12 protein-coding genes are annotated in these 14264 nt (G+C 27.0%); 11 read left to right on the top strand and 1 reads right to left on the bottom strand.

All coding sequences use genetic code 11. The features are described 5' to 3' along the window. The first annotated feature begins 11 nt into the window (after nt 1-11). The 5 genes from KQI77_RS07620 (at nt 12) to KQI77_RS07640 (ending at nt 5796) form a co-directional block, all read left to right on the top strand. The gene (locus KQI77_RS07620) at nt 12-542 is read left to right on the top strand and encodes a GNAT family N-acetyltransferase (protein ID WP_216389856.1); all 531 of its coding nucleotides are present in this window, start codon (nt 12-14) and stop codon (nt 540-542) included. Continuing rightward, entirely contained in the window at nt 520-1287 is a 768-nt protein-coding gene (gene aroD / locus KQI77_RS07625) for a type I 3-dehydroquinate dehydratase (RefSeq protein WP_216389857.1), read from the top strand. Before KQI77_RS07620 ends, aroD begins: the two co-directional genes overlap by 23 nt. Nucleotides 1288-1319: 32 nt before the next feature. Continuing rightward, the gene (locus KQI77_RS07630; RefSeq protein ID WP_253289387.1) at nt 1320-1859 is read left to right on the top strand and encodes an NUDIX hydrolase; all 540 of its coding nucleotides are present in this window, start codon (nt 1320-1322) and stop codon (nt 1857-1859) included. Next, nucleotides 1852-3000 carry an SAM-dependent methyltransferase gene (locus KQI77_RS07635; RefSeq protein WP_216389858.1) on the top strand — a complete coding sequence of 383 codons (1149 nt, stop codon included), beginning with the start codon at nt 1852-1854 and terminating at the stop codon, nt 2998-3000. The genes KQI77_RS07630 and KQI77_RS07635 overlap by 8 nt, the downstream gene beginning before the upstream one ends. A 1722-nt stretch (nt 3001-4722) precedes the next feature. Continuing rightward, a complete protein-coding gene (locus KQI77_RS07640) occupies nt 4723-5796 on the top strand; it encodes an Rpn family recombination-promoting nuclease/putative transposase (protein ID WP_216389859.1) in 1074 nt (357 codons plus the stop codon). A 246-nt stretch (nt 5797-6042) separates the two neighbouring features. Here the strand turns inward: KQI77_RS07640 and KQI77_RS07645 are convergent, their stop codons facing one another. Further along, complete coding sequence (locus KQI77_RS07645) at nt 6043-7398, bottom strand: MATE family efflux transporter (RefSeq protein WP_216389860.1); 1356 nt, start codon at nt 7396-7398, stop codon at nt 6043-6045. Between the two features lie 130 nt (nt 7399-7528). Between KQI77_RS07645 and KQI77_RS07650 the strand changes: the two genes are divergently transcribed. The 6 genes from KQI77_RS07650 (at nt 7529) to KQI77_RS07675 (ending at nt 14198) form a co-directional block, all read left to right on the top strand. Further along, nucleotides 7529-8899: a L,D-transpeptidase family protein gene (locus KQI77_RS07650; protein ID WP_216389861.1), complete on the top strand. Its 1371-nt coding sequence runs from the start codon at nt 7529-7531 to the stop codon at nt 8897-8899. Between the two features lie 89 nt (nt 8900-8988). Beyond that, complete coding sequence (locus KQI77_RS07655) at nt 8989-9906, top strand: DMT family transporter (RefSeq protein WP_216389862.1); 918 nt, start codon at nt 8989-8991, stop codon at nt 9904-9906. 86 nt (nt 9907-9992) lie between these two features. Continuing rightward, nucleotides 9993-10133 (top strand): six-cysteine ranthipeptide SCIFF, encoded by a 141-nt coding sequence (gene scfA / locus KQI77_RS07660; RefSeq protein WP_216389863.1) that lies wholly within the window; start codon nt 9993-9995, stop codon nt 10131-10133. A 74-nt stretch (nt 10134-10207) separates the two neighbouring features. Further along, nucleotides 10208-11569: a thioether cross-link-forming SCIFF peptide maturase gene (gene scfB, locus KQI77_RS07665; RefSeq protein ID WP_216389864.1), complete on the top strand. Its 1362-nt coding sequence runs from the start codon at nt 10208-10210 to the stop codon at nt 11567-11569. 28 nt (nt 11570-11597) lie between these two features. After that, on the top strand, nt 11598-12773 hold the full coding sequence (locus tag KQI77_RS07670) for a pitrilysin family protein (RefSeq protein WP_216389865.1): 1176 nt from the start codon (nt 11598-11600) through the stop codon (nt 12771-12773). Nucleotides 12774-12779: 6 nt separating this feature from the next. Then, nucleotides 12780-14198, top strand: coding sequence for an aminotransferase class I/II-fold pyridoxal phosphate-dependent enzyme (locus KQI77_RS07675; protein WP_216389866.1), 1419 nt, complete (start codon nt 12780-12782; stop codon nt 14196-14198). Nucleotides 14199-14264: the final 66 nt, after the last annotated feature.

The following is a 14264-nucleotide window of genomic DNA, read 5'->3' on the forward strand; positions in this document are numbered from 1 at the left end:
TGACATATGATATGGAAGAAGACAGGATAGAATTACGAGAATTAGAAGAAAAATATGCTAAGGATCTTATAGATTTATTTAATAATGACAATGTTATAAAATATACCAATTCTGACAAATTAGATAATTATTTGGACATAGAGAGGAAGATAAAAAATATATTAGCATATGATGGATATAATTATGTTATTATATATAATAATTTAGTTATAGGGGTAATAGGTTGTATATTAGATGATGTAGAGAACTTGGGATATGGATTATATTATATGATAAAGGAGAAATATTGGGGAAAAGGATTAGGCAAATTAGCAGTTAAGAATATTATAGATAGAATCAAGATAGATTCTAGAGTTAACTTTATATTTGCAGATATTGTTTCGTTAAACAAAGCTAGTATACGTATTGTAGAATCATTAGGATTTTATAGATATGTAGCAGAAGATAAACAATTTTGCATGCATGGCTTAGAGGAAGCAGTATTAAATTATAGATTAATAATAGGAGTAAATGATAGCAATGAAAAAAATAATAAAGGTTAATAATGTGAATATAGGTAGTGGAATTCCGAAAATATGTGTACCTATAGTAGGAAGCTGTGATGATGATATAATTAGTCAGATAAGAAGAATTAAAGGAAAGCCTTATGATATGATTGAATGGAGAATGGATTATTATGATGAGGTATTTGATAATGACAAGGTAAAGAGTATATTAGAGAAGATAAGAAAAGAGATAGATGACACTATTCTTTTGTGTACATTTAGAACAAAGGCTGAAGGAGGAGAGAAAGCTATTGATAATAATAGCTACATAGAATTATATAAGGTTATAATAGACACTCAAAGCATAGATTTCATAGATGTAGAAATGTTTCTCGGAGAAGAGGTAGCTCAAACATTAGTTGAATATGCACATGAAAAAAATGTATATGTTATTATGTCTAATCATGATTTTCAGAAGACTCCATCTAAGGCAGAAATTATAGATAGACTCAGAACTATGCAGAGCTTAGGGGCCGATATACCTAAAATAGCTGTTATGCCTAGAGATACTACTGATGTTTTAACATTGTTAACTGCAACTGATGAAATGAATAGAGAATATGCAGATAGACCTATTATAACTATGTCAATGTCAGCTTTAGGAGTTATAAGTAGAATAGCAGGAGAGACATTTGGTTCATGTATTACTTTTGGTGCAGGGGAACAATCATCAGCTCCAGGACAGGTAGAAGTAAAGGCATTATCATATATATTAGATAATATATCAGCAGAAAAGAAATAAATTAATTTATTGAGAAGGGGATATAGGGAATAATGAGAAACAATATGTTATTTAACAAGGTTATAGGAATTGAAAATGTAGATAAAAATCAAAATAGAAATAATAGAACAGCTGTGAGGGCAATTATATATAAAGATAATAAAATTCTTATGGTAAATAATAATAGGGGAGATTATAAGCTTCCAGGTGGAGGTGTTCATAAGAATGAAGATTTACTTCATGCTTTAAGAAGAGAGGTTTCGGAAGAAACTGGATATAGAGTTAAGAGAGCATCAAAGAGAATTGGACATATTACAGAAAGACATGATGATACATATATCCCCAATACTATTTTTGAAATGAAATCAGAATATTATTTTTGTGAAGTATATGATGAACCAGGAAAGCAAAATCTAGATCCATATGAGGAGGAACAAGAATTTAGACCAGTATGGATAGAACTAAAAGATGCTATTGAAAAGAATGAGGATATCCTTAAAAAAGGGACAGAGAATACATGGGTAACAAGAGAAGTATATGTACTTAAGATTTTAAGAGAATATTTTGAAAAAGGTGTAATAAAAAATGAATGAAATATATAATCTAATAAATGAGGTATGTTCTGATAACATACAAAAAGTAGTAATAAGTAATAAAATATCAAAAGATAATAAATACAACAAAATAATAATTATGCAAAAAGAAAATTCAAAAGGAGTATATTATCAGATAGAGAAATATACAGATAAACAAGTGTTTCATGAGAATATAGATGCTGATATTTTTGTAGATAGAGTTATAGAGAACTTTTTTGAAAAATATAAACAATTAAATGCATGGTCATATGACTATACTTATGATTTAAAGGTATCTAAAAAAGGAAAAGCACATTTATCTAAGAAAAAAGAAAGTAATAGTATAAATACATCTAAATCACATAATAAAGAAAAAAATTATATCTTAAAAGAAGGGATGATAATAGATCCTCTTATAGACTTAGGGATATTTACTAAAGAAGGTAAAGTTGTCAAATCGATGTATGATAAATATAAACAAATAAATAGATTCATAGAGATAATTGATGATGAGATAAAGAAAAATAATTATAAAGACTTAACAATATTAGATTTCGGATGTGGAAAATCATATTTAACATTTGTATTATATTATTATTTTGTTGAGATAAAGCACATAGATGTAAAGATGATAGGTTTAGATCTAAAAGAAGATGTTATTAATAAATGTAATAAGATAGCTGAAAGATATGGATATGATAATTTAACCTTTGAATTAGGAGACATTAATGGCTTTAAGTATAATAATAAAGTTGATATGGTTATAACATTACATGCATGTGATACTGCAACTGATTATGCATTATATAATGCAATAAAGTGGAATGCTAAAATGATATTCTCAATACCATGTTGTCAACATGAATTGAATAAGCAGATTAAAAGTTCAGAATTATCTATTGTAAATGAATATGGAATTATACAAGAGAGAGTTGCAGCATTATTTACTGATGCAATAAGAGCTAATTTATTACAAGTTCAAGGGTACAAGACTCAATTATTAGAATTTATAGATATAGCACATTCACCTAAGAATATACTTATAAGGGCTGTTAAGAGTAATATATCAGCAGAGAAAAAGAAGAAGTGTATGGATGAGGTAGAGAGTATTATAAAAGAATTCAATTTAAGTCCAACATTGTATAATTTATTATTTTAATGATTAGTATCAATATTATGTGTTTTCACAAATAGCATAATTAAGAATTTCTGAAAAAAATTATTGAAATATTAATTGTTAGATAACTTATATTTCACAATAATTAATATCAAAATTATATGTTCTAAGTAAATAAGATAATATGTATAAAATCCAATGTTATTTAGATATAATTAAAATTATGTTTTCTAATGATTAGTATCAATATTATATGTTTTCATAAATGGCATAATTTCATTAAGTATTTCTAAGATAATAAAAAAAGTAAAGATGCCTAAATGCTATAAACTCGCTAAAGCTCAGACAGTATAGCATTTTAAACGGCATCTTTATTTTTTATTATAAGAAATACTAAAATTCATTATGAAGATTTATTCAAAGCAATAATATTGATACTAATTAAGAAAATTATAATATTAACGTTATTAAACAACATTGGATTTTTCATTATCAACATTTACTTAAATCAATAATTTGATATTAATTAACTGAAAAGATAAGTAATCAAAAAAAGATTAATTCAATAATTTTTTTGCTAGAAATTCTGAAGCCTTAAGATACTTTCAGACAATACAGATATACTAAAATAACCATAACGCTTAAATAATTAAAATATAATAAGCTTAGTGGAAGTTAACCATTATTGTTAGGATTAGAATTATAGGTAGATATAAAATAATATAACCATGAAGAATTAAAGGCTAGTAAGATTAGTATGGAACAATCGGTTACTGCAACTAATGCTATTATATTTTAATTATAAACATTCATTATGAAGATTTATTCAAAGCAATAATATTGATACTAATTAAGAAAATCATAATATTAACGTTAAAAAAATAACATTGGATTTTTTATTATCAATATTTACTTAAATCATTAATAATTTTGATATTAATTAACTGAAAAGATAAGTGATTAAAAAAAGATTAATTCAATAATTTTTTTGCTAGAAATTCTGAAGCCTTAAGATACTTTCAGACAATACAGATATACTAAAATAACCATAACGCTTAAATAATTAAAATATAATAAGCTTAGTGGAAGTTAACCATTATTGTTAGGATTAGAATTATAGGTAGATATAAAATAATATAACCATGAAGAATTAAAGGCTAGTAAGATTAGTATGGAACAATCGGTTACTGCAACTAATGCTATTATATTTTAATTATAAACATTCATTATGAAGATTTATTCAAAGCAATAATATTGATACTAATTAAGAAAATCATAATATTAACGTTAAAAAAATAACATTGGATTTTTTATTATCAATATTTACTTAAATCATTAATAATTTTGATATTAATTAACTGAAAAGATAAGTGATTAAAAAATAAATAAAGTCAATAATTTTTTAATTAGAAATACATATAACTTAAGATACTTGATGACAATATAGATATAGTAAAAATCAACATAATGCTTAAATAATTAAAATATAATAAGATTAGTGGAAGTAACCATTATTGTTAAGGTTAGAATTATAGGTAGATATAGAATAATATAACCATGAAGAATTACAGATTAGTATAAATAATAAGGAATAATCGGTTACTGTAACTAATACTATTATATTTTAATTATAAAACTGCTTTGTGAAATCAATATCATTCTATTTTAATATGCTATTCTATTTTAATTGATATTAATGAATAATTCTGTATAATTAAGGACATAATAAACAAATGAAAAAGAAATTTATAGGAGCAGGAAGACATGACAAAAGAATATAATAGAGACATATATCATTTACATGACAAGAGCTACAAGGATTTATATTCTAAGAAAGAAATAGCAGCAGACTTATTTAAGAACATAATAAAGACCGAATGGGCGCAGCATATAGATGCAGATAAATTAACTCTAGTGAATAAGTCCTATGTAACATCAGATTATGAGGAAACAGAATGTGATATAGTATATACAGCAGAGATAGAAGGAACTGAGATGATATTCTATATACTTTTAGAATTTCAATCAAGAGTAGATTATACTATGCCACTGAGGTTATTATTTTATATGACAGAGATACTTAGAGAATATTCCAAGAATGCTAACCATAAGAAACATGATAGAACAATGAAAATACCAGCTGTAATACCAATAGTATTATATAATGGAGAAAAGGTATGGGATGTTCCAAAAGAGTTTAGAAAGATAATATATAAAGAAAAATTATTTGGTGATGGATTAATTAATTTTACTTATGATATTATAGATGTAAATAATGACTTAGATAAAGAAGAATTAATAAATAGTAATAATGTATCTTCTGCTATATTTCTGTTAGATCAGAAGATTGATGCAATAGAATTTCTAAATAGAATCCAGGCTATAGCACTGTTTTTTAGTGAATTAAGTGAAGTTGAAACCAAGGCATTAAAACATTGGATAAGAAATACAGTAGAGAATAGATTAGCAGAAGTAGCAATAGATATATTGGAAGCTGATAGGGAGGATGTGGAACTTATGGTAGCAAATAATGCTTTTATACTAAAAGATATGAGAGAAAAATCTAAAGCAGAAGGCAAAATAGAAGGTAGAGAGGAAGGAATAAAAGAAGGTAGAATAGAAGGTAAAGCAGAGGGAAGAGCGGAAGGAATAAAAGAAGGGATAAAAGAAGGATTAAAAGAAGGATTAAAAGAAGGAATAAAAAAAGGGGTGAGAGAAGGAAAAATAGAATCAGCAATTAATTTGTTTGAATTAGGAGTGCCTATTGAGACGGTTATAAAAGCTACTGGTTTATCAGAAGAAGAAATAAAGAAAGCTCTTCAAAATAAAAATAGATAAATTCATTTGATAGAAATTCTGAAGCCATAAGATACTTGCTGACAATATGGATATAGTAGAAATCACCATAACGTTTGAATAATTAAAATATAATAAGCTTAGTGGAAGTAACCATTATTGTTAGGGTTAGAATTATAGGTAGATATAGAATAATATAACCATGATAAATTAAAGATTAGTATAAATAATATGGAACAATCAGGTTACTGAAACTAATGCTATTATATTTTAATTTGTCTCACTATTTTAATTACTAATTCTAGTAACATCATTGAGCCATTTATAAGATTTAAATCTATAAAGCACTATTGGAATTTTAACAACTTCATCAGAAAGTAATATTATGTATACTATAGGAACACTCCATTTTAAACAAAAGGCAGCTATAGCTCCTAACAGAATAGAAAAACACCACATAAATGTAGCATCTATAAACAATCCAAACTTGGTATCTCCACCAGCTCTAAAAATTCCTACAACCATTGTTGTATTAAATGATTGACACAATACAAAGTAAGACATTACAAACATCATAATACTTAAGTATCCCTTTGATAAGTCTGACAGATTCATACCATGTAAAGCAATAGGTCTAACAATAAGAACAATAATAGAGGCAGCGATACCTGTAATTATACTTATTATTCCAAAAGAATGACCATATTCGTTAGCTTTTTTTAGATCATTTGCTCCAATAGCTTTACCTATCATTATGGCAGCAGCACTGGCAAATCCAAAAGAAACGACAGTTGCTAATTGTCTTGTAACTTGTGCAACTGAATTAGCGGCAGCAGCAGCACTACCTAGTTGTCCAATTATTGCTGCATTTACCGAAGTACCTAATCCCCATAATAATTCATTTATTGTGACTGGAATTGAATACTTAATAAAGTCTTTGAATAAAAGATGATTTACCTTAAATAAGTATTTAAATCTTACTTTTATATGCTTATTTCTAAAATGCGAATAGAATATAATAGCTATCACTTCAAATACTCTAGCCATTACAGTTGAAATTGCTGCACCTTGTACTCCAAGTGCAGGGAAAAATAACTTTCCATATATAAACATATAATTAAATATAATGTTGATAAGTAATGAAATAGAATATATAGCTGTGGATATTTTTACCTTTTCAACACTACGCATAATATTCAAGTATACTAATGATATACTTGAAAAGATATATGAAAAACAAACAATTCTTAAATATTTACTACCTTCTACAATAACATCATTATCAGAAGAAAATAGTGACATGAGTGTTTCTGGAATACAAAAAGTGATAATGGTAAAAGTTATAGAAACTATAAGCCCTAATCTTAAAGAAACTCCTAGGATTTGTTCTATTGAATTTGTATCCTTTTTCCCCCAATATTGTGCAGTTAACACTGAGGCACCAGATGTTATACCGAAAAAAATAAGTGTCATAATAAAATTGATTTGACCGCCTAGAGAAGCACCTGATAATGCAGTTTCATTTAAGTTACCTAACATAATAACATCAGCTGAAGTTACTCCTACATTAATAAGATTTTGAAGAGATAGAGGAATAACTAATGCTAAAGCCATCTTTAAAAAATTTTTGTTTATTTTATTCATAAAAATATACCTCGTCTATGTAGTTGATTACCATATCTTATAATAGCAAAGACAAAAAAAGTAATCAACTATAAGAATTTTATGGTAAAAATTTACAATTGTGTTATAATTGTATGGGGAGGGAAAGGATATGAAGGGTATAAAAAGAAAAAAGGGCTTGAAAGGATTGATAATAACCTTTATTACAATTTTATTTATGTATGGAGCAATATCTCTATATTTTATGGATCGATTCTATTTTGGTTCAGAAGTAAATAATATAAGTGTTGCTGGAAAAACTATAGAAGAAGCACAAGATACAATAGATGGAGAGTTAGAAAAATATACATTGAAGATAATTGAGAGAAATAATAAAAGCGATATTATCAATGGTCAGGATATTTTATTAATAAGTAATTCCAATAATAGTATAGATAAAATAAAAGAGGAACAAAAGTCTTATAAGTGGATATCTTCATTATTTAAAAATCATTCTTCGGAAGTATTTGATTTAATAAGTTATGATGAATCTAAACTAGATGAAGTTATTGAAGGATTAAATTGCTTTAAAGAGGAGAATATAATCAATTATGAGAATCCAAGTTATGAATATGTTAATGGAGAATATAAGATCATAGATGAGGTAAAGGGAGCAGTAGTAAATAAAGAAAAATTAAAAAAAGCAATAAAAGAAGCCATAAATAAGGGGAAAAATGAAGTTAATATTGAAAAATGTTATGATGGTCCAAAGTACAATAAGAATTCAAAGCAAGTTATAAAGACTAGAGATGAATTAAATAGATATGTATCATCAAATATTACAATAAAAAAAGGCGATAAAGAGATGAATATCAATTCAGATATTATAAAAGATTGGCTTAGTGTAGATGAGAACCTAAATGTAATTATAGATAAAGAAAAAATAGCGGAATATGTATTTTCTATTTCAGATTGTTTTAATACAGTTGGTAAAGCAAGAGAATTTAAAAATTCTTATGGAAATATAATTCAAGTGTCTGGTGGAACTTATGGATGGTTAATAGACAAAGAAGAAGAAACTGATCAGATTATAAGTTATATAAAAGAAGGGAAAAAACAAGAAGTAGAACCTGCATTTTATCAGAAAGCATTAAGTTATGAAGGAAATGATATAGGAAATACCTATGTGGAGATAAGTTTAGCTAATCAGCACTTATGGTTTTATAAAGATGGAACTCTTATTGTGGAAGGTGATGTGGTGACTGGTAATGTAGCTAATAATTGTGCTACACCAGCTGGAGTGTATTTCTTGGCATACAAAGAGAGAAATGCTGTGCTTAGAGGAGAAGGGTATGAATCCAATGTATCATTTTGGATGCCTTTTAATAACGGAATTGGCATACATGATGCAACATGGAGAGGTGCATTTGGAGGACAGATATATATGAATGGAGGATCTCATGGATGTGTTAATGCTCCATATAACTTAGCTAATACTATATTTAATAATATAGAAGCAGGAATGCCTATTATTTGCTATTAAAATGTATGTAATGTATAATTATTGTGTTTTGGCTCAAGCTAAGTATTGCTTAGCTTGGTAATAATTATATTTAATAAGAAGGTTTTACAATGGATGAGAAATTTTATAAGAAGAACAGTAATATATTTATTCTAGCGGTTATAGCATGTTTATTGTGGGGAAGTGCGTATCCTTCTATTAAGATAGGATATAAATTATTTTCTATAGAAGCAGGAGATGTGTATTCTAAACTAGTTTTTGCAGGATATAGATTTTTTATAGCAGGGCTTATAGTGATTATTTATAAGATTATTAGAGATAAAAAGGCTTTTAAGTTAAATAAAAAAGCTATATTACAATTAATAATTTTGGGAATAATTCAAACAAGTCTTCAATACACATTTTTTTATATTGGATTGGCGTATACAACTGGTGTAAGTGGATCAGTTATAAATGGTACTGGAACGTTTTTTAGTATAATATTTGCTCATTTTATATATAAGAATGACAAAATTACTAAAGGTAAGATTATAGGTTGTATTATGGGATTTATAGGTGTGTTATTAGTTAGTTTAGAAGGGGGCAATACAGCTATTAGTAATAAAATATTAATAGGAGATATATGCGTTTTATTATCTACCATAATGGCTTCTATTGCTAATATATACAGTAAGAAAGTAGCTCAAGATATTGATCCAGCTATAGTTACAGGATTTCAATTATCTATAGGTGGCATTATTCTTCTTGTTACAGGATATGTTTTTGGTGGAAAATTAATAATATATTCTATTAGTTCAATAGTACTTCTTATATATATGGCACTTATTTCATCAGTTGCTTTTTTAGTGTGGACTCAATTATTAAAGTATAACAAAGTTAGTAAAATTGCATTATTTAACTTTTTGATTCCTGTATTTGGAACAATATTATCTGGAATATTTTTAGGTGAGAATATTTTTAGAATTAATGTATTATTGGCAATTATATTAGTTTCATTTGGAATTGCTCTAGCTAATATAGAAAAATAATATTAATAAATTTGTTATAACAATTATCAATTGAAAAAGATATGTGTTATAATGTTTAAGAAAAAAGGTAAGATGGAGGTGTCATGATGAAACATATTAAAACAGTTAACAAGACTAATATAAAAAACAGCTTATGTAAACCTGGTTGTAAAGAATGTGCTAATTCTTGTCAATCAGCTTGCAAGACATCTTGTACAGTCGCAAACTTAGAGTGCGAAAACAACTAATTATTAAAGGCAGTACTTAAAAATACTGCCTTTTTAAGAAACTAATAATTTTGAAGGGCAGGTCCGTATATATAATGGCATTAATTCATAAATTTAAACAGGGAAATGATTATTTTGTATTAGATGTTAATTCTGGAGCAGTTCATGTAATTGATGAATTGGTTTATGACATATTAGATGATGAGAGATTAGAATCCAAAGAAAAAGTTATATCTAGATTACAAGAAAAATATGCATCAAGAGACATAGAAGAGGCTTATGATGAAATAAAAGAATTAGCAGATGAAGAGATACTATATTCAGGAGATAGATATGAAGAAATAGCTCATTCATCAATGGATGATAGAGATTACATAAAGGCTATATGCTTAAATATAATTCATGGATGTAATTTAAGATGTAAATATTGTTTTGCAGATGAAGGCGAATATAATGGACATAAAGGTGTTATGTCTGTTGATACAGCAAAGAAAGCTATAGATTATGTAATAAAGAGGAGTGGTCCTAGAAAAAACATAGAGATAGATTTATTTGGTGGAGAACCAACTATGATAATGGACACTGTAAAAGAGATAATACAATATGCTAGAGATAATGAAGCTAAATGGAAGAAGAATATTAGATTCACTATGACTACTAATGCTACTCTTTTAACAGATGAGATGATGGATTACATGGATAAAGAGATGGGTAACATAATATTATCATTAGATGGAAGAAAAGAAGTAAATGATAAGGTTAGAATAAAAGTAGATGGAAGTGGATCATATGATGATATCCTACCTAATATCAAAAAGATGATATCTAAGAGAACTAAAGGCAAGACATATTATGTAAGAGGTACATTCACTAGAGAAAATACAGATTTCTATAATGATGTTGTTGCTATGCTTAATGAAGGATTTAGAGAAATATCTATAGAACCAGTTGTACTTGAAGATGGACATCCGTTAGCTTTGAGAGAAGAAGATTTGCCTACTATTTTTGATAATTATGACAAGTTATATAACGAAATGTTAAGAAGAAAGAAGGAAGGAGACGAATTCACTTTCTATCATTTTAATATAGATATACAAGGAGGACCTTGTGTATATAAGAGAATTTCTGGTTGTGGAGCTGGATTTGAATATGTAGCTATTACGCCACAAGGAGAAGTTTATCCTTGTCATCAATTTGTTGGAAGAGAAGAATATAAATTAGGTTCAGTATATGATGATACTTTTGATAAGGAATTAAGTAAAAAATTCAAGAAGGCTCATATATACAATAAACCAAAATGTAAGGAATGTTGGGCTAGATTCTATTGTAGTGGAGGATGTCAGGCTAACAATGTTAACTTCAATGGAGATATGACTATACCATATGAAGTTGGTTGTAAAATGCAAAAGAAGAGAATAGAGTGTGCGATTGCATTAAAAGCAGCAGACGTTGAGTAATAATTTTCTAAAAGAGGTTGATAAGTATATGAAAAGCACAACATTAGATAATGGCATGAAACTAATATATGAGAAGAGGAATTCTAATCTATCTTCTATATGTTTAGCATTAGAAGCAGGTGCAGTTATGGAAGATTCTATATATGGTGTAGCACATGCAGTAGAACATCTAGTATATAAAGGAACTATAACAAGAACTGAGGATGATATTAATGAAAAATTAGATAATATATTTGCTTTTCAGAATGCAATGACTAATTATCCTTATGTAATATATTATGGTTCTCTATTAAGTGAAGATATAGAAGAAGGAATAGAATTATTCGCTGATATACTTATTAATCCTACTTTTACAGAAGAAGCATTTTGTGAAGAAATGAAGGTTGTTGTACAAGAACTACAAGAATGGGATTCTGATTTAGAGCAATATTGTGAAGATAAATTATTTCTTAATGCAATAAATAATCGATTGAAATATCCTATAATAGGGAAAAAAACAACTATACATAATATAAAAAATAAAGATGTAATAGAATTTTATAATAAGTTATATAATCCTGAAAATGCAGTTATATCAGTAGTTACTGATAGAGATGAAGAAGATGTAATAGATATAGTAAATAGACATTTTTCTATATGGAGTAAGAAAGAAAATACAAATAAAAAAGAGAATCCTAAAGAAATAAAATTAGGAATATATACAGATGTAAAACATGGAAGTAACACTTCTAGAGTTGAAATAATAAGTGATATAAGTAACCTATCAGTAGAAGAAGTAGGTATTCTATATATATTTAATGAGTATTATGGAAAAGGAGTTAATTCCTATATATTTAATGAATTAAGAACTAAAAGGTCTCTAGTATATGATGTATTAACTAGTATTAATTATGAGAAACATATAGGGCTATATAAGATATTCTTTAATACAGAAGAAAAAAATATTGATGAAGCTATAGAAGTTATAAGGAATATAGATAGAATAAATTATAATTCAATTGATATAAATAAGATGATGAAACAATATAAATTAAAGAAATTGTTTAAAGAAGATCAAGGAATAGTTTTGGCAAAAGAATTAGCCATAAATAGTATATTAGGTAAGGAATATATTATTCCACAAGATATAACTATAGATGATATTAAGAATGTAGTGTCAAAGGTTTTTGGTAATATTGCGATACAAATAATTAAAGGGGAATAGAAGAAGATGCCAGTTTTATTAAAAGCTTTGCTTCAATATAATAGTGAACATAATATACCATTTTCTATGCCAGGCAATAAAGCAGGAAAAGCCTTTCTTAGAGATAACATAGGAAGAGAATTTTATAATAAAATGAACACATTAGATATAACAGAAGTTGAACCTTTAGATAATCTACATAAACCTGAAGGAGTTATAAAGGAAGCAGAAGAGAAATTAGCTAGATTATATAATGTTAAGAGAGCGTATTTTTGTGTAAATGGAAGTACAGGATCTAATATGGCAGCTATTTTTTCAGCTTTTAATGAAGGTGATGAGGTTATAGTAGAGAGAAATTGTCATAAGTCAGTATATAATGCAATTGTAATGAGAAAACTAAAAGTAACATATATTGAACCTGTATTCTATGAGGATATATTCCTTCCCCCTAGTAGATATGAGATATATAAGGCATATGAGAAAAGCAATAATCCTAAAGGTATAATATTAACTTCACCTAATTATTATGGGATAAGTTATGATGTTAAGGATATAATATTAGATTTAAAACTTAAAGGATTAAAGGTAATAGTAGATCAAGCACATGGTGCACATTATGGAATATGTGATAATTTACCTATTTCTCTAGCATCTTTTTCAGACTATACTATAGTTAGTGCACATAAAACATTACCTGCTTTAACTAGTGGGTCGTATCTTTTGGTAAATGATAATAATAAATATATAGATTATTACTATAGTGCTTTTATGACAACTTCACCTTCTTATCTTATAATGGCATCATTAGATTATAGCAGATATTATTTAGAGAGATATGGTATGGAAGACTATAAGAGATTAATCAATATAGCAGAACATTATAAAGATAAGATGAATTGTATACATGGAATAAAGGTTATTTCTAACGAAGATCTACAAGATGGATATGTTGTAGATAAGAGTAGATTTATAGTGAAGTTAGATAATGGATATAGTGGACATAAGTTACTTGAATATTATAGAAATAATAAGATTCAATGTGAGATGGCATTTACATCAGGAGTGGTTATAATATTATCACCTTGCCAGGGAGAAGAAGAATTACAGAAGCTTTTAGAGGTAACAAGCAATGTCAATATGGAGAGTCTTAGATATAATAATGATTGTAGTATAACAAAAGGCAATTATATAGAATGTGAGAAGAGAAGAGAACCTTATGAAGTTTTTCAGATGGAGAGTGAGGAAGTGCCGTTAGAAGATAGTGATGGAAGAATAGTATCAGAAGATATAATACCATATCCACCAGGAATACCTATAATATGTGCAGGAGAAGTAATGAATAATGAGGTTATACATAGTATAAGAGAATATATAGATAACTCTCATTTGGTAATTGGAATTAATAACAATAATATAAATGTCATTAAGGATGCCACTCTTTTATAAAAAATATAAAAGAGTGGTATTTTACAAATGCAAAAAAAATCTATATAATGAGTTACATATGATAGA

Source organism: Clostridium sp. MSJ-8, from assembly GCF_018918325.1.
Lineage (GTDB): Bacteria > Bacillota > Clostridia > Clostridiales > Clostridiaceae > Clostridium.

Bases quoted from the DNA above. Each gene is read 5' to 3' on its own strand.
- KQI77_RS07640 (WP_216389859.1), top strand. From the start codon at position 4,723: ATGACAAAAGAATATAATAGAGACATATATCATTTACATGACAAGAGC.
- scfB (WP_216389864.1), top strand. From the start codon at position 10,208: ATGGCATTAATTCATAAATTTAAACAGGGAAATGATTATTTTGTATTA.
- KQI77_RS07630 (WP_253289387.1), top strand. From the start codon at position 1,320: ATGAGAAACAATATGTTATTTAACAAGGTTATAGGAATTGAAAATGTA.
- KQI77_RS07675 (WP_216389866.1), top strand. From the start codon at position 12,780: ATGCCAGTTTTATTAAAAGCTTTGCTTCAATATAATAGTGAACATAAT.
- KQI77_RS07620 (WP_216389856.1), top strand. From the start codon at position 12: ATGGAAGAAGACAGGATAGAATTACGAGAATTAGAAGAAAAATATGCT.
- KQI77_RS07655 (WP_216389862.1), top strand. From the start codon at position 8,989: ATGGATGAGAAATTTTATAAGAAGAACAGTAATATATTTATTCTAGCG.
- scfA (WP_216389863.1), top strand. From the start codon at position 9,993: ATGAAACATATTAAAACAGTTAACAAGACTAATATAAAAAACAGCTTA.
- KQI77_RS07670 (WP_216389865.1), top strand. From the start codon at position 11,598: ATGAAAAGCACAACATTAGATAATGGCATGAAACTAATATATGAGAAG.
- KQI77_RS07645 (WP_216389860.1), bottom strand. From the start codon at position 7,398: ATGAATAAAATAAACAAAAATTTTTTAAAGATGGCTTTAGCATTAGTT.
- KQI77_RS07650 (WP_216389861.1), top strand. From the start codon at position 7,529: ATGAAGGGTATAAAAAGAAAAAAGGGCTTGAAAGGATTGATAATAACC.
- KQI77_RS07635 (WP_216389858.1), top strand. From the start codon at position 1,852: ATGAATGAAATATATAATCTAATAAATGAGGTATGTTCTGATAACATA.
- aroD (WP_216389857.1), top strand. From the start codon at position 520: ATGAAAAAAATAATAAAGGTTAATAATGTGAATATAGGTAGTGGAATT.